The sequence below is a fragment of the Amycolatopsis saalfeldensis genome, from assembly GCF_900110575.1.
GTDB lineage: Bacteria > Actinomycetota > Actinomycetes > Mycobacteriales > Pseudonocardiaceae > Amycolatopsis > Amycolatopsis saalfeldensis.
In genome coordinates, this window is the sequence record NZ_FOEF01000002.1 from 263,793 (window position 1) to 283,647 (window position 19,855).

Genomic DNA, 19,855 nt, shown 5'->3' on the forward strand with positions numbered 1-19,855 from the left:
GACCGCCCCCGGCGCGTCCCGGAGGCCGGCCAGCGCGGCGTCCGCGTGCTCGGGACTCTGCGTGGCGTGGAACCAGTCCAGCATGGTGGTCACCCCGGAGTGCAGGGCCTCCAGCCGGCCGAGCAGGTTCCCGAGGTGGACGTCCTCCGGCCGGTAGTGCGGCTTGAGCGTGCCGTGCATCGCCGTCACGTAGTCCTCGAACGCCCAGTCGGCGCCGATGCCGCGGAACGCCGTCTGCCAGGTGTGGCGGTGGTTGTCGACGAAGCCGGGCAGCACGATCCGCGCGGTCCCGTCGATCACTTCGGCGTCCGGCGCGTCGATCCGCGCTGCGACGGCTTCGATCACGCCATCGCGGATCAGGACGTCGCCGCGGGTGAAATCGCCGACCGCCGGGTCCAGGCTGAGGACCGTGCCGCCGGTGATGAGGGTTTTCATCGGGTGAACGCCTTTCTCGGTCATTTGACGGAGTCGGCCGCCGCGAGCACGTCGGCGACCAGGTCTTCGGTGTCCTCGGTGCCGGCGGCCAGCCGGACCAGGCCGAGCGGCACGCCGGACTCGGCGATCTGCTGCTCGCTGAGCATTCCGCGCCACATGGACGCCGGGTGCACGGCGAGCGACTCGACCCCGCCGAGGCCGGCCGATCGGCGGGCGTAGCGCAGGCGCCCGAGAAACGCGTCCGCCGCTTCGAAACCGGCGGCCAGCTCGACTGCCAGCACGCCGCCGAAGCCGCTCATCTGCTTGGCCGCGAGCACGTGCTGCGGGTGGGTGGTGAGGCCGGGGTAATGCACTCGTCCCACGGCCGGGTGATCCTGCAACGCTTCCGCGAGCGCCTGGCCGTTGGCGTTGTGCCGGGGCATCCGCAGCGGCAGCGTGCGCAGGCCGCGCAGCAGCAGCCACGCGTCGAACGGGCCGAGCACGGCGCCGGTCAGCAGCGCGACGTCCCAGATCCGGTCCAGGAGTTCGGCCGATCCGGCCAGCACCCCGGCCGACACGTCGCTGTGGCCGTTGAGGTACTTGGTCGCGCTGTGCCAGACCAGGTCGACGCCGACGTCCGCCGGCCGCTGGTTCACCGGCGTGGCAAAGGTGTTGTCCGCCATGGTCAGCGCGCCGTGCGCGCGGGCCAGACCGGCGACGGCGCCCAGGTCCGTGATCTGGAGCAGTGGATTGCTCGGCGACTCCAGCAGGATCAGCCGGGTCCGCGGGCTCAGCGCCCGGCCGAACGCCGCCAGGTCGGTCTGGTCGACCTGCGTGACCGAAATCCCGAGCCGTGGCAACAGGTTCAGCAGTACCGACGCGGTGCCGCCGTAGGTGGACTTCTGCCCGATCACGTGGTCGCCGGCCGACACCAGGCCGAGCACAGCGGTGGTGAGCGCGGCCATCCCGGAGGCGGTGACCATCGCCGCCTCGGTGTGTTCCAGTTCCGCGACCACCGCCGCGACCTGCGCGTGGTTCGGGTTGCCGTACCGGGTGTAGAAATCGTGGCCCCGCCGGTCCACCGCGACCCGGGCGAACGCTTCGGCGTCTTCGGCCGCGAACGTCGCCGTCTGGTGGATGGGCGGTGCCACCGCGCGGCTGGGAGCGATGCCGCGATCGGCATGGATGGCGACCGTACTGCGGCCAGGCATGGTTCCCCTTCCCGGGATCGGGTCGTCCGGCCGCACCAGCGTGCCCGGCCGTCCGCCGCCGCGGGCCGATCCGGCGCAACTTCGGCAGCAAATGGCGTCGCTGACCAGGCCGGCCGATGTGCTAGGTCGCCCGGGCGCGCAATAATCTGCCCTCATGGACGAAGTGGACCGGTCGATAGTGGCCGTGCTCGAAGCGGACGGCCGGATCAGCAACGCGGAGCTCGCCGCCCGGGTCGGCCTGTCGCCGTCGCCCTGTCTGCGCCGGGTGCGACGGCTGGAGGAGACGGGGGTGATCCGGGGTTACCGTGCCGTGCTCGATCCGGCCGCGGTCGGCCGCGGCCTGCGCGTGTTCGCCGGCGTCCGGCTGGTGCGCCACGGCCGCGCGGACGTGGTCGCGTTCGAGCGCGCGGTGGTCCGGCTGCCCGGCGTGGTGCAGTGCCACCACGTCACCGGCGACTACGACTACCTGCTCCACGTCGAGGTCGCGGACTTGCCCGCCTATGAGGACTTCCACGCCAACCGCCTGGCCGGCCTGCCCAGTGTGGCCGCCGTGACCAGCTACGTCACCATGAAAACCCTCTCGGCCGGCTCCCGTTGATCAGCCGTTCAGGCCGCGGAGCAGGCCCTCCAGATCACGCTCGCCTTCGCGGGTCTGGGCGCCGTGGGCGAGCCCGCCGCGGATCAGCTTCTCGGCGGCGGGGCGGACGAACTGGCTTGCCCAAGCGTCGTTTTCCCGCTGGAGGCCGGCGGAGAGGTCTTCCGGGGGGAGGGCGCGTTTCGCCGCGGCGATCACGCCTTCCGGCAGGGCGGCGATAGTGCGGGCGAGCCGGTCGACCACCTCGTCGAGTTCCCCGGCGGGCACGGCGCGGTTGACCCAGCCGTAGCGTTCGGCGGTCTCGGCGTCGAACAGTTCGGCGCCCAGCACCGCCTCCAGCGCGCGATGGCGGCCGGCCCGGTTGGCCAGATACTGCGTGCCGCCACCGCCGGGGACGATGCCCATGAGGGCCTCGATCTGGCCGAGGCCGGCGCGGCCGATCGCGGCGAAGGTCAGGTCCGCCGCCGCGACGAACTCCGCGCCGCCGCCGCGCGCCAGGCCGGCCAGCTTGACGATCGTCACCTGGGGCTGGTGGCGCAGCAGTTCCCCGAGGGCCTGGAAGACGTTGACACCGCTGGTAATGCCGGCCGCGAGCCCGTCGAAGGCCGCCGGGGTGTCCACAAGGGACATGTCCACGTGGGCGATGAAGAAGTCCGGGTCGGCGCTGCCGAACACGATCACGCGGGCCGAATCGTCGTCCCGCAGGGTCGCCAGCAGGCGCCGCAGGTCGGTCATGAGGGCGACGTCCAGGACGTTGACCGGAGGGTTGTCGAGGGTGACGCGGACGATGCCGGCCTCGCGGCTCACCCGCAGGGTCGCGTAGGCGTCGTGGGACATGGAGATCTCCGATTCGTGCCTGGCCGGTAGCTAGGTTCCTGATGTATACCTAGCCTGGGACGGCGGGTCTCCGGCGTCAATAACGCACTCTCGGCATCGTTGGGATCATGGAGGATACCCGGATGGCCACTCCGCGGACGGATCCCGGCCTCGACGGCGCCGTCTACCGGGCCGACTGCCCCAGCCGCCCGATCCTCGACCAGATCGCCGACAAGTGGTCGATGATGGTGCTGGCCGTGCTCGAGAAACCGCGCCGGTTCAACGACATCAAGCGCCACCTCGAGGGCGTGACCCAGCGGGTGCTCACCCAGACCCTGCGCCGCCTGGAGCGCAACGGGATGATCGAGCGCCGCGTGCTGCCCACCTCGCCGATCGGCGTCGAGTACTCCCTGACCCCGCTCGGCGAATCCCTGCGCGAGCCGTTCGGCCGCCTCTACGACTGGACGGTCGCGCACACCGGCGAGATCCAGGACTCCCAGCGGGGGTACGACCGGCGGCTTCAGGCCGGGCGGCCGTAGCCCGGCCTCGCCGGTGCGCGCGGGCCGATCAGGCCGGTTGTGCCGGGCAGAAGGCGTCGTGGGCGGGACGCTGCCCGGTGACCAGGTAGCCGGTCACCGCGTCGTTGCCGCACTTGTTCCCGGCCCCGTAGGCCACGTGCCCGCCCTGGTCGACGGTGACCAGCCGGGCCCGGCCGCCGAACGCCGCCCGCGTCCGGAGCGCGCCGGCCAGCGGGGTCGCCGGGTCGCGGAGGTTCTGGACCATCAGCACGTCCGACGGTCCGCGCCCGGTGATCCGCACCTTCGGCTCCGCCGGAGCCGGCCAGAACGCGCACGGCCGGATCTCGGCCGCGATCGGGCCGTACATCGGGTAGCGCGCCCGGTCGGCCGCGACGTCCCGCTGGTAGTCCCGCACCGATGCCGGCCACTGCGAGTCGTTGCAGATCACGCTCAGGTAGCCGACGGAGACGCGGCCGCGATCACTGAAGGGGGCGTTGCCGGGGTCGGGCTGGGCGAGCTCGGGAGGGAGCGGCCGGCCGGTGTCGAGGTCGCGCCACAGCGTCGCGAGCAGGGGGAACGTGCTGTCCGAGCGGATGTAGGCCGCGGCGGACGCGCGGAACGCCGTGCCGTCGTACCCCTGCGCCGGAGTCTTGTCCAGGCGCTCGGCGAGCTGGAAGTAGCCGGCGTTCACCGCGGCCGGGGTGGCACCGAGCCCGTACTGCTTCGGATCGGCAGCGGCGAACTTCGCGAAGTCCGGGAAGCGGGTCTGGAAGCCCGCGCCCTGGCTTCGCAACGCCCCGATGTCGTAGCCCTCCGGGGGCAGGCTGCTGTCGAGCACGATGCGGTCGCTCCGGTCCGGGAACAGCGTCGTGTACACCGCGCCCAGGTAGGTGCCGTAGGACTCGCCGTAGTACGAGATCTTCCCCTCGCCCAGCGCCGCGCGGATCCGGTCCATGTCGCGGGCGGTGTTCGCGGTGGTGACGAACGGCAGGACGTCGGAGGTCTCCGAGGTGGCGCACTGCCGGGCGATGGTTTTCGCGGCCTCGGCCTGCTTCGCCACGTCGGCCGCGTTGTACGGATAGGGCGGGGTGGTGGCGATGGCGTTCTGCTCCCTGGTCAGGTCGCAGGTCAGCGGCGCGCTGCGGCCGATGCCGCGCGGGTCGAACCCGATCACGTCGTAGCTGTCCCGGACCTGCTGGGGCAGGCCCAGCAGGGGCACGGCCAGCTGCCCGGGCAGGCCGGGGCCGCCGGGGTCGGTCAGCAGGGCGCCGCGGCGCTTCGCCGGGTCTTTGCTGGGCAGCCGGGAGATCGCGAGGTCGATCTTCCGCCCTTCGGGATGGCGGTAGTCCAGCGGAACCGGGAGCGTCGCGCACTGCAGGGCCGGGTCCGTGCCTTTCGGGCAGGCACCCCAGGCCACGGGTGCCTGCGGCGGTCCGGCCGGCTCCGCGTTCGCCGCGACAGCCGCGGTCACCGCCGCCACACTCGCCATCACGGCCGCGGCGGCGAGGGCCGCGGGCAAGATCCTGCGCATGGGATTTCTCCTTGGTCCATCGTGAATCGCGCGGGGAAGAACCCAAGGACAGCAGTACTCGACGGAGGGGACCCCTGCCGGATGTCATGGCCCATCGAGTGACGGATGGGTGGGGCGGGGAGCCGTCCGGCCCGGACGCTTGTCGCATGATCGAATCACCGGACCGCTCCCGTAGCATCACCGCGGTGGTGCCTGACGAGCCCGAGGAGTTCTCCGTCCGGTCGTGGCCGGATTGGAGTTTCCGGGGCGAACCGCTGGACGGTCAGCGGCGGCGCGGCCGCAGGGCGGTGGCGGTCGTCGCGATCGCGAACCTCTCCTCGCTCTTCCTGATCGCGCGGTTCGCCGGTGTCGCCGGCGGCGACCACGACCCGGTGCGCGCCGGGGTGGTGCTGGGCCTGGTCGTCTGTTACGGCGTCGGCTGCCAGCTGGTTCCGTGGTACGGGCCGCGGGCCTCGCACCGGCAGCGGATCGCCATCGTGGCCGCGGTGTTCGTGCTCGGGGCCGCGCCGGCCGTGCTGCTGGGCTCGCCCGACTACCTGACCGACCTGACCTACGCCGTCGCGGCCGGGCTGATGCTGTTGCCGCTGCGGTATTCCCTGCTGCTCGGCCTCGCCACCGTGATCGGCCAGATCGGCTGGATGCAGCTGGCCGAAGGCCGGGTGAACTGGGCGCTGGTGGCCACGCTGGCCGGGGTGACCGCCGCCCTCGGCACCGTGTTCGCGCTGGTCTTCACGATCGGCCACTTGCGGGCCGCGCGTGCGCAGGTCCGGCGCCTGGCCGTGGACCAGGAACGGGAGCGGGTCGCCAGGGACCTCCACGACGTCCTCGGGCACACTCTCTCGACGATGACCGTCAAACTGGGGCTGACCCGGCGGATCCTGGAGTCCGGTGGGGACACCGCTCCCGCCGTGACCGAGGTCGGCGAGCTGGAAAGCCTGTGCCGGCAGGCGCTTTCCGACGTGCGGGCCACCGTCTCGGACTACCGCACGGTGTCGCTGACCACCGAGATCGCCGGTGCCCGGATGGCCCTGCGCGCCGCCGGCGTGCGGGCCGACCTGCCCGCGACGGCCGACGACGTGCTGCCCGGGCTGCACGGGGTTTTCGGTTACGTGGTCCGGGAAGCGGTCACCAACGTGCTGCGGCACTCCGACGCCGGCCGCTGCCGCATCCGGCTCGGCCGCGACTGGGTGGAGATCACCGACGACGGCACCGCCGCGGCCGCGACCGTGGCCGGGCACGGCCTGACCGGTCTCGCCGAACGGCTGGACGCGGTGTCCGGCGCGCTCGAACACGGGCGGGCCCCCGGCGGCGGCTTCCGCGTACTGGCCCGCGCGCCGGCACCGCGGCCGGCCGACGGAACGGGGCCCGCGTGATCCGGGTCCTGCTGGCCGACGACCAGGCGCTGGTGCGCGGTGCGCTGGCGTCGATGCTGCGGCTCGAACCCGACCTCGAAGTGGTCGCCGAGCTCGGCGACGGCACCGAGGTGCTCCCCGCCGCGCGGCGGACCGCTCCCGACGTCGCGCTGCTCGACGTGCAGATGCCGGGCCGGGACGGGCTGGCCGTGGCCGCCGAGCTCCGCCACGCCCTGCCGTCCTGCCGCGTGATCATCTGCACCACCTTCAGCCGGCCCGGCTACCTCTCCCGCGCGATGTCGGCGGGCGCGGCCGGGTACGTGGTGAAGGACTCCCGTCCCGAACAGCTGGTCAACGCGATCCGCCGCGTCCACGCCGGGCTGCGGTTCGTGGATCCCGCCCTCGCGGCCGAATCCCTCGCGAGCGGCGCCAGCCCGCTGACCGACCGCGAAGCGGACGTGCTCCGCGCCGCGGCCGAGGGCGGCACGGTCGCCGACATCGCCAGGACCGTCGGGCTGTCGGAAGGAACCGTGCGCAACCACCTGTCGTCGGCGATCGGCAAGACCCAGGCCCGCACCCGCGCGGAAGCGGCCCGGATCGCGGAAACGAACGGCTGGCTCTGACGCCCGTCGCACCGGTGGGAGTTTCGCAGGTCAGGCGGGCGCGTCTCCGGAACTGCTCCCGGCCTTCACGCGCCGGGGCCGGGTCAGGACCATCGCCTGGCAGCCCGGCAGCACCCGCAGCTCCTCGTGGTCGCCCGCGCGGTAGGAGCTGGGCGTCTGGCCGACGAGCTCGGTGAAGCGCGCGCTGAACGAGCCCAGGCTGGTACACCCGACGGCGAAGCAGACATCCGTCACGCTCAGATCGCCGCGGCGCAGCAGCGACTTCGCCCGCTCGATGCGGCGCGTCATGAGGTAGGAGTACGGCGTTTCGCCATACGCGTCGCGGAAGCGGCGGCTGAAATGCCCGGCCGACATCAGCGCGGTGCGGGCGAGCGCGGCCACGTCGAGCGGCTGCGCGTACTCCCGGTCCATCCGGTCGCGGGCTCGCCGCAGCCGTCGCAGCTCGTCGAGGTCGGGGCTCATGCCGCCATTGTGCCTGGTGGCTGGGCCGGCGTCAGCGGAACCCGCGGGTCACCGGGTTCGGGCGGGAGGCCGATCTTCTCGGCGAGGCCACCTCGCGGCAGGCGGCCGCGGGCTCATCGGACTTCCGCCGCCGGCGGGCTCCAGACGTAGGGCGTGGTTGTGGTGACGGCCGTGAAGCCGAGCCGTTCGAGGATCGGGCGGCTGTCTTCGGAGGCGTCCACCTGCAGGTAGCGGACGCCGCGGGCCGCGGCCAGCCGGGCGCGGCGCGCGACGAGCGCGCGGTACAGGCCCCGGCCGCGCCACGCGGGCAGGGTGCCGCCGCCCCAGAGGCCGGCGAACTCGGTGCCGGGCACGAACTCCAGCCGTGCGGCGGAGACGAGCCGCCCGTCCGCCTCCGCGACCACGTGCGTCGCGGCGTCCGGGCGGCCGACGAGGTCGGCGGCCAGCGCGTCCTCGTCCGTGCCGAACACCTCGGCGCTCAGCGCGGCGATCCGCCGCAGGTCCGCCTCGCCGCGGACCTCGCGCACCAGCACGCCGTCCGGCGCCGCGGACTCCGGCCCCAGGTCGGCGATCGCCGCGATCACGACGGTCTCCCGCGGCTCCGGCTCGAACCCCGCCGCGAGGAGCCGCTCCGCGAGCGACGCCGGCCGGTCGTGGCCGCGTGTCTTCCACTCGACGGCCTCCCCGCGGGCGGCGAAGTGGTCCCGCTGCCGCGCGATCAGCTCGTCCAGCGCGGGCCCGGTGACACCGAGGTCGTGCCGTCCGGTGACGAGCCCGCGGCGGCCGCCGGTCACGCGGACCACCGGGCCGTCGGGGTCCAGCCGCAAGCCCGGCTCCGGGATCGTCAGCTCGGCGTGGCGGACCTGCTCTTCATAAGCGGCGAGCAGCCGCGCGGCGTCGGGCATCCCCGGACGCTAGCGTGGACCCGACCCGGCAGGGGAACGGTTTTCCGGAGCGCCGTTTTTCCGGGGGACAGGGAGGCGCGAATGCCGTACGCGGGGATCGTGCTCGCCGGCGGGGCCGCGCGCCGGCTGTCCGGTGTGGACAAACCGGGGCTGGTGGTGGGCGGTTCGTCGCTGCTCTCCCGGGCGGTGGCCGCCGTCGGCGGCGCGGACCCGGTGGTGGTGGTCGGCCCGCGGCGCCCCGGCCACGACGGGGTGGTGTGGACGCGCGAGCCCGTGCCCGGCACCGGCCCGGTGGCCGCGCTCGCGGCCGGGCTGGCGCTGGTGGCCGGCGACGGTGTCGTGGTGGTGCTGGCCGCCGACCTGCCGGGGGTGCGGAAGTCCACAGTGGACCGGCTGCGGGCGGCGCTCGCGGACGCCGACGGCGCCGTGCTCGTCGACGCGGCGGGGGAGCGGCAGTGGCTGCTCGGCGCCTGGCGCCTGGCGGCGTTGCGGCAGGCGATCCCCGAGCCGCCGGAGAACGCGTCGCTGCGCCGGGCGCTGGGCGGGCTGTCCCTCGTGGACGTCCCGGCCGAGCCGGGCGAGAGCGACGACATCGACACGCCGGCGGACCTGGAGCGCCACCGCTAGGGCGTCTTCACAGCTGTCATACCGGTGGTGCGGTTGCATGGTCGGACGGATCGCCGTGGTCCGCCTGGGGTGTGCGTGGCGGGCGGACGGCGGTCCCCGCGAGGCAGTACGGTCGCGGGGCGAGCCGCAAGCACAGAACCACAGGAGGCAGAGTGACCGAGCCCGGCTACGCCGAGGGCGCGAACGGGCAGCAGCCCGGCACGCCGGCGCGGGACGCCCAGTTGCTGGAACGGACCGTGTTCGAGGTCAAGCGCATCATCGTCGGCCAGGACCGGCTGGTGGAGCGCATGCTCGTCGGGCTGCTGGCCAAGGGCCACCTGCTGCTGGAAGGCGTGCCCGGCGTCGCCAAGACCCTCGCCGTGGAGACCTTCGCGCGGGTGGTCGGCGGCTCGTTCTCGCGGGTGCAGTTCACCCCCGACCTGGTGCCCGCCGACATCCTCGGCACCCGCATCTACCGCCAGGGCGCCGAGGTGTTCGACGTCGAGCTCGGCCCGGTGGTCGCGAACTTCGTGCTCGCCGACGAGATCAACCGCGCGCCGGCCAAGGTGCAGTCGGCGATGCTGGAGGTGATGGCCGAGCGGCACGTGTCGATCGGCGGCCAGACCTTCCCGATGCCCGACCCGTTCCTGGTGCTGGCCACGCAGAACCCGATCGAGAACGAGGGCGTCTACCCGCTGCCGGAGGCCCAGCGCGACCGGTTCCTGTTCAAGATCCTGGTCGAGTACCCCACCGCCGAGGAAGAGCGCGAGATCATCTACCGGATGGGCGTCACGCCGCCGGTGCCGCACGAGGTGCTCAGCCCGGGCGAGCTGGTCCGGCTGCAGGGCGTCGCCGCGCAGGTGTTCGTGCACCACGCGCTGGTCGACTACGTGGTGCGCCTGGTGCTGACCACCCGCACACCGGCCGACCACGGCCTCGCCGACGTCGCCGGCTGGGTGTCCTACGGCGCCTCGCCGCGCGCGAGCCTCGGCATCATCGCCGCCGCCCGCGCGCTCGCGCTGGTCCGCGGCCGTGATTACGTGCTGCCCCAGGACGTCGTCGACGTCGTGCCGGACGTGCTGCGCCACCGCCTGGTGCTGTCCTACGACGCGCTGGCCGACGGCGTCCCGGTGGAGCACATCATCACGCGGGTGCTGCAGACCGTGCCGCTGCCGCAGGTCTCCGCCCGGCCGCAGGGCGGGAACGGGCCGGGTGCCCCGGTCCCCGCCGGCGCGCCCGTCAGGTAGGCCGGTGGCGAAGAAGGAGCAGCGCGAGCGCCCCGGGTGGGCGCCGCCGGTGCTGCGGGGCGACCGGCTGGAGGCCGGCCTGCGGACGCTGGAACTCGACGTGCGGCGCCGGCTCGACGGGCTGCTGCAGGGCAATCACCTCGGCCTGGTGCCGGGGCCGGGCTCGGAGCCGGGCGAGGCGCGGATCTACCAGCCGGGCGACGACGTGCGCCGGATGGACTGGGCGGTCACCGCCCGCACGACCACCCCGCACATCCGCGAGACCGTGGCCGACCGTGAGCTGGAGACGTGGCTGGTGGCCGACCTGTCGGCGAGCCTCGACTTCGGCACGGCGCTGTGCGAGAAGCGTGACCTGGTGGTGTGCGCGACGGCCGCCGTCGCGCACCTGACCGGCGGGGGCGGCAACCGGATCGGCGCGCTGGTGTCGAACGGCGAGCGCACCGACCGGATCCCGGCGCGCGGCGGGCTCGCGCACGCCCGCGGCCTGATCCGACGGCTGGCCGAGACGCCGCGCGCGCCCGAGGGCGTCCGCGGCGACCTCGCCGACGCGCTGGAACAGCTGCGCCGCCCGCCCCGGCGCCGCGGGCTGGCCGTGGTGATGTCCGACTTCCTCGGGCCCACGGACTGGCAGCGGCCGCTGCGCGCGCTCGGCGGGCACCACGAGCTGATCGCCATCGAGGTGCTCGACCCGCGTGACATCGACCTGCCCGACGTGGGCACCGTCGTACTGGCCGACCCGGAGACAGGGAAACAGCGCGAAGTGCACGCTTCTGCCTTGCTGCGCAAGGAGTTCGGCGCCGCGGCGCACGCCCACCGGCAGGAGGTCGCGGCGGCGCTGCGCCGCGCCGGCGCCGCGCATTTGGTGCTGCGCACCGACCAGGACTGGATCGCCGACATGGTGCGGTTCGTCGTGGCCCGCAAGCGCCGCTGGTCCGGGGGTGTCGCGTGAGTTTGCTTGCGAGGGAAGCATTCGGCGCCGCGTTTTCGGCTCAGGCCGCGCCGGGCAATAGCGAGGCGGGCGCATGAGTTTGACCGGTTTCACCGCACCCTGGTGGTTCCTGCTGCTGATCGCGGTCGCCGCGGTCGCCGTGGCGTACGTGCTCGCCCAGCGGGCGCGGCGCAAGCGCGTGATGCGGTTCGCCAACCTGGAGCTGCTCGACAAGGTCGCGCCCAAGACCCAGGGCTGGATCCGGCACCTGCCCGCGGTCCTGATCGTGCTGTCGCTGCTGGTGCTCACCGTCGCGCTGGCCGGGCCGACCGCCGAGCAGAAGGTGCCGCGCAACCGTGCCACGGTGATGCTGGTGATCGACGTTTCGCTGTCGATGGAGGCCACCGACGTCGCGCCGACCCGGCTCAAGGCGGCGCAGGACGCGGCGACGCAGTTCGCGAAGAACATGACCCCGGGCGTCAACCTGGGCCTGATCTCGTTCGCGGGCACGGCGACGGTGCTGGTCAACCCGACCACCGACCGGGCCGGCGTGGTGAAGGCGATCAGCGATCTGAAGCTCGCGCAGTCCACGGCCACCGGCGAGGGGATTTTCGCGGCCCTGCAATCGATCGAGAGCTTCTCGGCCGTGGTCGGCGGCGCGGACGGACCGCCGCCCGCGCGGATCGTGCTGATGAGCGACGGCAAGCAGACCGTGCCCGAGGACCTGTACGCCCCGCGTGGCGCGTACACCGCGGCGCAGGCGGCGAAGCAGGCTCAGGCGCCGATCTCGTCGATCTCGTTCGGCACCACCCACGGCTCGGTCAACATCGAGGGCCGGCCCCAGGACGTGCGCGTGGACGACGATTCCCTGCGCGAGATCGCCCAGCTCTCCGGCGGCCAGTTCTACAAGGCGGCCAGCGCGGACGAGCTGAAGAAGGTCTACGCCGACCTCGGCGAGCAGATCGGCTACGAGCTGAAGGACGCCGACGCGAGCAAGCCGTGGCTCGTCATCGGCACGCTGGTGCTGATGATCGGCGCGGCGGCTTCACTGCTGATCGGCCAGAGAATTCCCTAGCCGTGGTGCTCGGTCACGGCGAAACCGTTCTGGCGCCAGGCTTCGTAGATGCTGATCGCCGCGGTGTTGGCGAGGTTGAGCGAGCGGCTGGTCGGCAGCATCGGCAGCCGCACGCGGTCGGTGACCTCGGGGGCGTGCTGGACCTCGGCGGGGAGGCCGGCGGATTCCGGGCCGAACATCAGCACGTCACCGGGCTCGTACGCGACCTCGGTGTGCAGCCGGGTGGCCGACGCGCTGAAGGCGTACACCTTGGCCGGCAGCAGCGTCCGCCACGCGGCCGCGAGGTCGGCGTGCACGTGGACGCGCGCGAGGTCGTGGTAATCGAGCCCTGCGCGGCGGAGCTGCTTGTCCTCCAAGGAGAAGCCGAGCGGCTCCACCAGGTGCAGCTCGCACCCGGTGTTGGCGGCGAGCCGGATCGCGTTGCCGGTGTTCGGCGGGATCTCGGGGTGGTAGAAGAGCACGCGGAACATGGCTGGCCTTACGAGGTGGCGGAGGCGGGCAGGTACGCCGCGTAGGCCTCGCGGACCTCCGGCGGCGGCGGGGACTTGCGCAGGGTCGCGGGGTCGATGAAGACGTAGCGGAGGGTGGCCTCGGTGGTGAGCTTGCCGTCGCGGCGGATCTCGGACTCGTAGACGATCGACGTGGTGCCGAAGTGGCTGAGGAACACCGAGACCACCAGCTCGTCGTCGAAGCGGCACGGCGCGCGGTAGCGCAGGTTCGACTCAGCCACGACCATGTCGGCCCCGGTGGCCAGGAACGCTTGGTGGGAGCCGAAAAGCGCCTTCTCCACCTCGAACGCAGCCATGTCCACATAGGCCAGGTAGTGCGCGTTGAACACGATGCCCTGGCCGTCGCACTCGTGGTAGCGCACGCGCAGCGGCATCTCGGCGAGGGGGCGGCGGCCGGGGCTCATCCGTCCAATCTAGCGAGGCCCGGATCAGCCGTGCAGCGCCCGGTAGGTCTCGGCCGCACCGGCCTGCAACGGCACGGGCCGGGTGCCGATCAGCGTGCGGACGTCGAGGAACTGCGTGCCGACGGCCTGGGCGGGCACCAGGTCCGCCGCCCGGCCGGCGAGCACGCGCACCACCGCGGCGGCGACGTCGTCGGGCAGGGCGGGGGAGCAGACCAGCAGGTTCGCGACGCCGATCGTGGCGAGCGCGCCGACCCCGCGGTAGGCGTCGGCGGGCACCTGGACCGGCTCGTAGACCGGCCCGTGCGCCGCCCGCAGCTGGGGGATGACGGTGTTCAGCGGCAGCAGCGCCAGCGGGGTCCGGCGGTTGAGGTCGGCGAGCGCGGGGGTCGGCACGCCGCCGGACCACAGGAGCGCGTCGATGGTCCCGCCGGCCAGCGCCGCGACGGCGTCGGCGAGCTGCAGGTGCTGCGCTTGGACGCGCACGCCCGCCGCGCCGAAGACCCGTTCGCCCAGCTGCGCCGCACCGGACCCGTTCGCACCGAGCGAGACGGCCCGCCCGGCCAGCGACGGCAGGCCGGCGAGCCCGTCGGCGGCGCGGACGACCAGCTGGAGGTAGTTCTCGTACACCCGGCCGAGCGCCCGCAGCGGCACCGGCGAGGGGAACGGCGCCGCGCCCGTGAGGGCCGACTGCGCGACGTCCGCGAGCACCAGCCCGAGGTCCGCCTTCCCGTCCCGAACCAGCTCGACGTTGGCGACGCTCGCCTCCGTCGGCACGGCGGCGCAGCGCAGCAACGGCTCCGCACGGCTCACCTCGGCCGCCAGCACTTCGGCGAACGCGAGGTAGAACCCGCCCGGCTCACCCGCGGCGATCGTCACGTCCCGCCCCGGGCCACGGTAACCACTGGCACAGCCCGCGAGCGCCAGGCCGAGCCCACCGAGCAGCGCCGCGCGGCGGGTGATGCGTGTGGGGGTGTGGCGCGGGTTTCCGGGTGGCGTGGTGCGGTGGCTGGTGTTCACGGTGTTGCCTCCGCGGGCGGCGTGAGCGGGTTTCCGGGCAGCGCGGGTCGGCGGGTGGTGCTGATGGGGTTGCGTGCGAGGGAGGTGTGGCCCGGACTTCCGGGCGGCGTGGTGCGGTGGGTGGTGCTCGCGGTGTCGGCTCGGTGGGCTGCGCGGTCCGGGTTTTCAGCCTGCGTCGTGTGGTGGGTGGTGCTGATGGGGTTGCGGGCGCGGGAGGTGTGGCGGGGGCTTCCGGGTGGCGTGGTGCGGCGGGTGGTGCTCGCGGTGTCGGCTCGGTGGGCAGCGCGACCCGGGTTTCCGGGCTGCGTCGTGTGGTGGGTGGTGCTGATGGGGTTGCGGGCGCGGGAGGTGTGGCCTGGGTTTCCGGGCGGCGTGGTGCGGTGGGTGGTGCTCGCGATGTCGGCTCCGCGGGCAGCGCGACCAGGGTTTCCAGCCCGCGTCGTGCGGCGGGTGGTGCTCACGACGTCACCTCCGCGGGCAGGGTGACCCGGACTTCCAGCCCGTGCGGCTCGGCGGCCCGAAGCTCCAGCGTGCCGCCGCGGGCGCGGGTCTGCTCGCGGACGATGGCCAGGCCCAGCCCTGTTCCGCGGGGCGCTCCTTCGCCGCCGGCGCGCCAGAATCGCTCCGTCGCGCGGGCGCGGTCCGTTGTGGACAGTCCGGGGCCGTCGTCGGTGACCACCAGGGTGGTGGTGGCGCCGTGGGGTTCCCAGCCGGCGGTGATGGTGGCGCCGTGGCCGGCGTAGTGGACGGCGTTGTCCAGGAGGACGTCGAGGATCTGGGCCAGCTCGCCCTCCGGGGCGTGGACCAGGACCGGCTCGGCGTGGGCGGGGCACGGCACCAGGGTGGCGCCCGCCCGGTCCGCCGCCGGGCGCCAGGCGTCGACGCGCTCGGCGATCACGGTCGCGAGGTCGGCCGGCTCGGTCAGCTCGGCCGATTCAGCCAGCTCGGCCGGCCGGTCCGCGCCGCCCGCCGCGAGCCGGGTCGCGGTGCTCTCCGCGGTCGCGAGCGCGAGCAGGCCGTCGAGGATCCGCTCCAGGCGCTCCACTTCGGCGACGGTCGCGTGGTAGGCGTGCCGGTCGTCCAGCTCGGCGCCGAGAGAGTCGACGCGCAGCCGCAGCGCCGCCATCGGGTTGCGCAGCTGGTGGGAGGTGTCGGCGACGAGCCGGTGCTGCTGGTCGGCGGCCTCCACGACGGCGTCCGACATCCGGTTGACCGACGCTGCGAGCGTCCGCAGCTCGCGGGGGCCGGACCGTTCGGGCACCTGCGCCCGGTGCCCGCCCGCGACGGCGAGCACGCCGGTCTCCAGCTCCAGTAGCGGCCGCACCATCCACCGCGCGAGCAGGACGGCGAGCAGCACGAACACCGCGGCCACCAGCAAGGCGCCCGCCGCGATCGCGCTCCACGCCGCCGTGACGTCCGCGGCGGCCGCCGTCACCGAGGCCCGCAGCACGACCACGCCCGAGACCCGCGTCCCGGTGCCGACCGGGCGCGCGAACAGCACCGGTGTGGCCGACCACGGGCTCAGCGCCTCGACGCGGGCCGGCGGCTCGTTGCGCATCGTCGCCTCCACCAGCGCGTGCACGGCCGGTTCCGCGGCGGACATCCCGCCCGCCTGCACCAGCGGCGTCCGCTGCGCGTCGACCACCACCACCGCCTCGCTGTATAACGACGAATACTGCGCCGCTTCGGCCGCGAGCGCCGCCGGGTCGCGCGAATCGACCGCCTGCTGCGCGAGCACCACGAAGCGGTCAACGTCACTGCTGCGCGAGATGACCAGCTCCTGCGTCCGCTGCCCGGCGGTGGAGGACAGCAGCGGAACGGCGAACGCGGCGACGACCAGCAACGCCAGCGTCACCAGCACGACCAGGAGCCGGGTGCGCACGCCTCAGCCCCGGCCGAGCCGGTAGCCGAAGCCCCGGATCGTGGTGAGCAGGCCCGGCCGGTCGAGCTTCGCGCGCACCTGGGTCAGGTGCACGTCCAGCGAACGGGACACGGCCAGGTGGGCGTCGCCCCACACCTCGTCCATCAGCTGCTGGCGGCTGACCGCCGTGCCCGCCCGCGCGGCCAGCACCGCGAGCACGTCGAATTCCTTGGTGGTGAGCCCGATGTCGCGGCCGGCGACGAGCACCTGCCGCCCGCCCAGGTCGATCTCGACGTCCTCGACCCGCACCACCGCGTCCCCGGCCGGGGCGGTGCGGGCTCGGGCCCGGCGGACGACGGCGTCCATCCGGGCCAGCAGCTCGGCCAGGCGGACGGGCTTCGTCAGGTAGTCGTCGGCGCCGAGGCGGAGCCCGCGGACCACGGACCGCTCGTCACCGCGCGCGGTGAGCACGATGACCGGCACGCCCGAGACCTGCCGGATCTTGCGCAGCACGTCCAGCCCGTCCAGATCGGGCAGGCCCAGGTCGAGCAGCAGCAGGTCGGCGCCGTGGTGCCGGTGGAGCGCGTCGGCGCCCCGGCCAGCGCTGGTGACGGCGTGGCCGTGCGCGTGCAGCGTCTCGGCGAGCGCGCCGGCGACCCCGGCGTCGTCCTCCACGAGCAGCACGCGCACGGCCATCCTCAGCCTCAGTCCTCTTCGCGTTCGAGGGCGGACGAACGCGACGTTTCGCGCATTGTCCCGTACACCACCAGCGACACGAGGATGCAGGCCGCGACGTACCAGAAGAACAGCGACTCGTGGCCGGCCTTCTTGAGCGCCTGCGCGATGAGTTCCGCTGTGCCGCCGAAGATCGCGACGGTCAGCGCGTAGGGCAGGCCGACGCCGATCGCGCGGATCTTCGTCGGGAACAGCTCGGCCTTCACGATCGCGTTGATCGAGGTGTAGCCGGTGACGATGACCAGCGCGCCCAGCAGCAGCAGGAACGCGAGCACCGGCTGTTTCGTGTGCGCCATCGTCGTCATGATCGGCACGGTCAGCACCGTGCCCGCGATGCCGAAGAACATCAGCAGCTTCCGGCGCCCGATCCGGTCCGAAAGCCGGCCCGCGAGGGGCTGGACGATGGCGAACACCAGGAGCGCGGCGAAGAGGATCACGGTCACCGTCCGGCGGGGGATGCCGGCGGTGTTCTCGAGGAACTTCTGCGTGTACGTCGCGTACGTGTAGAAGGCGACGGTGCCGCCGAGTGTCAGGCCGACGACGAGCGCGATCTCCTTCGGGTACTTCACGAGCGCGCGCAAGGTGCCTCGTTCCCCGGCTTCCGAGCCCGTCTCGGCCGAGACGCGTTGGTAGCTGGCGGATTCGTCCATCCCGCGCCGCAGTGCCATCACCACGACGGCCGCGATGGCGCCGACGACGAACGCGATGCGCCAGCCCCAGTCGCCCATCTGGGCCTCGGTCAGCACGCTCTGCAGGATCAGCTGCAGGCCGAGCGCGAGCAGCTGCCCGCCGACCAGCGTCACGTACTGGAAGCTGGAGTAGAAGCCGCGTTTGCCGGGCGTGGCCACCTCGGACAGGTACGTCGCGGAGGTCGAGTACTCACCGCCGACGGACAGGCCCTGCAACAGCCGCGCGAGCACGAGCAGGATCGGCGCGGCGACGCCGATGGTCTGGTAGCCGGGCGTCGCGGCGATCATCAGCGAGCCGAACGCCATCATCGACACCGACAGCACCAGCGCCGAGCGGCGGCCGAACCGGTCCGCGAACCGGCCGAGCATCCAGCCGCCCAGCGGGCGCATGAGGAAGCCCACGGCGAACACCGCCGCGGTGTTGAGGAACTGGGCCGTCGCGTCCCCGCCGGGGAAGAACGACTTGGCGAAGTAGATGGTGAACGCCGAATAGGCGTACCAGTCGTACCACTCGACGAGGTTGCCGATCGAGCCGCGCAGCACGTTCGCGACGACCCGCCGCTCGCTCGCGGGGCCGGCCTCGCCGTGGATCCGGGTAGTCATCTTTGACCTCCTGTGTCGCGACTCACGGTGACCAACCGGCGGGTAACCATCAAGGTCGAAGCGCGGTTCCTTACCTCGCCTTAGGACACCCGCGCCACGCCGGGAGGCTGAGGTGGCGCCGGGTGCGGAGCCGCCCGGCCGGGGGCGATAGCCTCGTGCCGGCACGTTGGTACGAACAGAGGAGAGTCGCAGTGGGACGGTCGGTCTTGGTCACCGGCGGCAACCGGGGGATCGGTCTGGCGATCGCGCTGGACCTCGCCGGGCAGGGCCACCAGGTGGCGGTCACCCACCGCGGCTCCGGCGCGCCCGAAGGGCTCTTCGGCGTCGAGGCCGACGTCACGGACACCGAGCAGGTCGACGCCGCGTTCAAGCAGGTCGAGGAGCACCAGGGGCCGGTCGAGGTGCTGGTGTCGAACGCCGGGCTGACCGACGACACGCTGCTGATGCGGATGACCGAGGAGCAGTTCGAACGCGTCGTGAACGCGAACCTCACCGGTGCGTTCCGCGTGGCCAAGCGCGCCTCCCGCGGGATGCTGCGCGGCAAGTGGGGCCGGTTCATCTTCATCTCTTCGGTGGTGGGCCTCTCCGGCTCCGCGGGCCAGGCGAACTACGCGGCCTCGAAGGCGGGCCTGGTCGGCTTCTCGCGGTCGCTGGCCCGGGAGCTGGGCTCGCGCAACATCACCTCGAACGTCATCGCGCCCGGCTTCGTGCGCACCGACATGACCGACGCGCTGGGCGAGGACCGCAAGAAGGAGATCCTCGCCCAGGTGCCCACGGGCCGTTACGCCGAGCCCGCGGAGATCGCCGCCGCCGTGCGGTACCTGGCCTCCGACGACGCCGGCTACGTCAACGGCGCCGTGCTGCCGGTCGACGGCGGCCTCGGCCTCGGCCACTGACCTTCTGACACCGACCGTTTTTCCCGAGCTGACCCCACGACCTGGAGGAACCCGTTGCCCGGACTGCTCGAAGGCAAGCGGCTGCTGATCACCGGCGTCATCACCGACGCCTCGCTCGCGTTCCACGCGGCCAAGATCGCGCAGCAGGAGGGCGCGAAAGTGGTGCTCACCGGTTTCGGCCGGATGTCGCTGGTCGAGCGCATCGCCAAGCGGCTGCCGGAGGAAGCACCCGTCCTGGAGCTGGACGTCACCAATACCGAGCACCTGGACAGCCTGGCCGACCGCGTGCGTGAGCACGTCGACGGCCTCGACGGCGTGCTGCACTCCATCGGCTTCGCGCCGCAGACCTGTCTCGGCGCGCCGTTCCTGGACGCGCCGAGCGAGGACGTGAAGGTGGCGGTGGACGTCTCGGCGTTCTCGTTCAAGTCGCTGGCCGTCGCGGCCCTGCCGCTGCTGGCGCCGGGCTCGTCGATCGTCGGCATGGACTTCGACGCGCGCGTGGCGTGGCCGGCCTACAACTGGATGGGCGTGGCGAAGGCCGCGCTGGAGTCGGTGAACCGGTACCTGGCCAAGGAACTCGGCCCACGCGGCATCCGCGTGAACCTGGTCAGCGCCGGCCCGATGAAGACGATGGCGGCGAAGTCCATCCCCGGCTTCAACGAGCTGGAAGACGGCTGGAACGACCGCGCCCCGCTCGGCTGGGACAGCTCCGACCCGACCGCGACGGCCAAGACCGTCTGCGTCGCGCTCTCGGACTGGCTGCCCGCCACCACGGGCTCGATGATCATGGTCGACGGCGGGGTGCACGCGCTCGGCATCTGAGCCATGACCCGGTGAGCGGCCCTCGTGCGGACATCC

Annotated in this window: 21 protein-coding genes; 10 read left to right on the forward strand and 11 right to left on the reverse strand. The window is 73.2% G+C overall.

Features of this window, described 5'->3' with window-relative positions:
* Nucleotides 1–455 precede the first annotated feature (455 nt).
* Complete coding sequence (locus BMY97_RS05300; protein ID WP_091613338.1) at nt 456–1,625, reverse strand: trans-sulfuration enzyme family protein; 1,170 nt, start codon at nt 1,623–1,625, stop codon at nt 456–458.
* A 154-nt stretch (nt 1,626–1,779) separates the two neighbouring features.
* Between BMY97_RS05300 and BMY97_RS05305 the strand changes: the two genes are divergently transcribed.
* Nucleotides 1,780–2,223 (forward strand): Lrp/AsnC family transcriptional regulator, encoded by a 444-nt coding sequence (locus BMY97_RS05305; RefSeq protein WP_091613342.1) that lies wholly within the window; start codon nt 1,780–1,782, stop codon nt 2,221–2,223.
* On the opposite strand, the gene BMY97_RS05310 is transcribed toward BMY97_RS05305, so the two are convergent.
* The gene (locus BMY97_RS05310) at nt 2,224–3,057 is read right to left on the reverse strand and encodes an enoyl-CoA hydratase/isomerase family protein (RefSeq protein WP_091613344.1); all 834 of its coding nucleotides are present in this window, start codon (nt 3,055–3,057) and stop codon (nt 2,224–2,226) included. It abuts the gene before it with no gap.
* Nucleotides 3,058–3,179: 122 nt separating this feature from the next.
* Between BMY97_RS05310 and BMY97_RS05315 the strand changes: the two genes are divergently transcribed.
* On the forward strand, nt 3,180–3,575 hold the full coding sequence (locus BMY97_RS05315) for a winged helix-turn-helix transcriptional regulator (protein ID WP_091613347.1): 396 nt from the start codon (nt 3,180–3,182) through the stop codon (nt 3,573–3,575).
* 28 nt (nt 3,576–3,603) lie between these two features.
* Here BMY97_RS05315 and BMY97_RS05320 read toward each other — a convergent pair whose 3' ends face one another.
* Nucleotides 3,604–5,085, reverse strand: coding sequence for an alpha/beta hydrolase (locus tag BMY97_RS05320; protein ID WP_091613349.1), 1,482 nt, complete (start codon nt 5,083–5,085; stop codon nt 3,604–3,606).
* Between the two features lie 146 nt (nt 5,086–5,231).
* Between BMY97_RS05320 and BMY97_RS05325 the strand changes: the two genes are divergently transcribed.
* Nucleotides 5,232–6,458: a sensor histidine kinase gene (locus BMY97_RS05325; protein ID WP_091613352.1), complete on the forward strand. Its 1,227-nt coding sequence runs from the start codon at nt 5,232–5,234 to the stop codon at nt 6,456–6,458.
* Nucleotides 6,455–7,060, forward strand: a complete 606-nt coding sequence (locus BMY97_RS05330; protein WP_091613355.1) for a response regulator transcription factor — start codon at nt 6,455–6,457, stop codon at nt 7,058–7,060. The genes BMY97_RS05325 and BMY97_RS05330 overlap by 4 nt, the downstream gene beginning before the upstream one ends.
* Nucleotides 7,061–7,090: 30 nt before the next feature.
* Here the strand turns inward: BMY97_RS05330 and BMY97_RS05335 are convergent, their stop codons facing one another.
* Complete coding sequence (locus BMY97_RS05335) at nt 7,091–7,522, reverse strand: helix-turn-helix transcriptional regulator (protein ID WP_091613358.1); 432 nt, start codon at nt 7,520–7,522, stop codon at nt 7,091–7,093.
* Between the two features lie 113 nt (nt 7,523–7,635).
* Nucleotides 7,636–8,427 carry a GNAT family N-acetyltransferase gene (locus BMY97_RS05340; protein WP_091613361.1) on the reverse strand — a complete coding sequence of 264 codons (792 nt, stop codon included), beginning with the start codon at nt 8,425–8,427 and terminating at the stop codon, nt 7,636–7,638.
* Nucleotides 8,428–8,508: 81 nt separating this feature from the next.
* On the opposite strand from BMY97_RS05340, the gene mobA reads away from it, so the two are divergent.
* The 4 genes from mobA to BMY97_RS05360 all read left to right on the forward strand — a co-directional run bounded on the left by mobA (nt 8,509) and on the right by BMY97_RS05360 (nt 12,283).
* Nucleotides 8,509–9,054: a molybdenum cofactor guanylyltransferase gene (gene mobA / locus BMY97_RS05345; protein ID WP_091613364.1), complete on the forward strand. Its 546-nt coding sequence runs from the start codon at nt 8,509–8,511 to the stop codon at nt 9,052–9,054.
* A 152-nt stretch (nt 9,055–9,206) separates the two neighbouring features.
* Nucleotides 9,207–10,280 carry an AAA family ATPase gene (locus BMY97_RS05350; protein ID WP_091613367.1) on the forward strand — a complete coding sequence of 358 codons (1,074 nt, stop codon included), beginning with the start codon at nt 9,207–9,209 and terminating at the stop codon, nt 10,278–10,280.
* 4 nt (nt 10,281–10,284) lie between these two features.
* Nucleotides 10,285–11,229: a DUF58 domain-containing protein gene (locus BMY97_RS05355; RefSeq protein ID WP_091613370.1), complete on the forward strand. Its 945-nt coding sequence runs from the start codon at nt 10,285–10,287 to the stop codon at nt 11,227–11,229.
* 73 nt (nt 11,230–11,302) lie between these two features.
* The gene (locus BMY97_RS05360; RefSeq protein WP_091613372.1) at nt 11,303–12,283 is read left to right on the forward strand and encodes a VWA domain-containing protein; all 981 of its coding nucleotides are present in this window, start codon (nt 11,303–11,305) and stop codon (nt 12,281–12,283) included.
* On the opposite strand, the gene BMY97_RS05365 is transcribed toward BMY97_RS05360, so the two are convergent.
* The 6 genes from BMY97_RS05365 to BMY97_RS05390 all read right to left on the reverse strand — a co-directional run bounded on the left by BMY97_RS05365 (nt 12,280) and on the right by BMY97_RS05390 (nt 18,101).
* Complete coding sequence (locus tag BMY97_RS05365; protein ID WP_091613375.1) at nt 12,280–12,753, reverse strand: tRNA (cytidine(34)-2'-O)-methyltransferase; 474 nt, start codon at nt 12,751–12,753, stop codon at nt 12,280–12,282. The genes BMY97_RS05360 and BMY97_RS05365 overlap by 4 nt on opposite strands.
* A gap of 8 nt (nt 12,754–12,761) precedes the next feature.
* A complete protein-coding gene (locus BMY97_RS05370; protein ID WP_091613378.1) occupies nt 12,762–13,196 on the reverse strand; it encodes an acyl-CoA thioesterase in 435 nt (144 codons plus the stop codon).
* A 24-nt stretch (nt 13,197–13,220) separates the two neighbouring features.
* Nucleotides 13,221–14,156 carry a TAXI family TRAP transporter solute-binding subunit gene (locus tag BMY97_RS05375; protein ID WP_091614549.1) on the reverse strand — a complete coding sequence of 312 codons (936 nt, stop codon included), beginning with the start codon at nt 14,154–14,156 and terminating at the stop codon, nt 13,221–13,223.
* A gap of 514 nt (nt 14,157–14,670) precedes the next feature.
* Nucleotides 14,671–16,095, reverse strand: a complete 1,425-nt coding sequence (locus BMY97_RS05380; RefSeq protein ID WP_091613380.1) for a sensor histidine kinase — start codon at nt 16,093–16,095, stop codon at nt 14,671–14,673.
* A gap of 3 nt (nt 16,096–16,098) precedes the next feature.
* Nucleotides 16,099–16,770 (reverse strand): response regulator transcription factor, encoded by a 672-nt coding sequence (locus BMY97_RS05385; protein WP_091613383.1) that lies wholly within the window; start codon nt 16,768–16,770, stop codon nt 16,099–16,101.
* An 8-nt stretch (nt 16,771–16,778) separates the two neighbouring features.
* Nucleotides 16,779–18,101, reverse strand: coding sequence for an MFS transporter (locus tag BMY97_RS05390; protein ID WP_091613385.1), 1,323 nt, complete (start codon nt 18,099–18,101; stop codon nt 16,779–16,781).
* A gap of 191 nt (nt 18,102–18,292) precedes the next feature.
* Between BMY97_RS05390 and fabG the strand changes: the two genes are divergently transcribed.
* Both fabG and fabI read left to right on the forward strand, forming a co-directional pair.
* A complete protein-coding gene (fabG, locus tag BMY97_RS05395) occupies nt 18,293–18,997 on the forward strand; it encodes a beta-ketoacyl-ACP reductase (protein ID WP_091613388.1) in 705 nt (234 codons plus the stop codon).
* Between the two features lie 54 nt (nt 18,998–19,051).
* Nucleotides 19,052–19,819 (forward strand): enoyl-ACP reductase FabI, encoded by a 768-nt coding sequence (fabI, locus tag BMY97_RS05400; RefSeq protein WP_091613391.1) that lies wholly within the window; start codon nt 19,052–19,054, stop codon nt 19,817–19,819.
* Nucleotides 19,820–19,855: the final 36 nt, after the last annotated feature.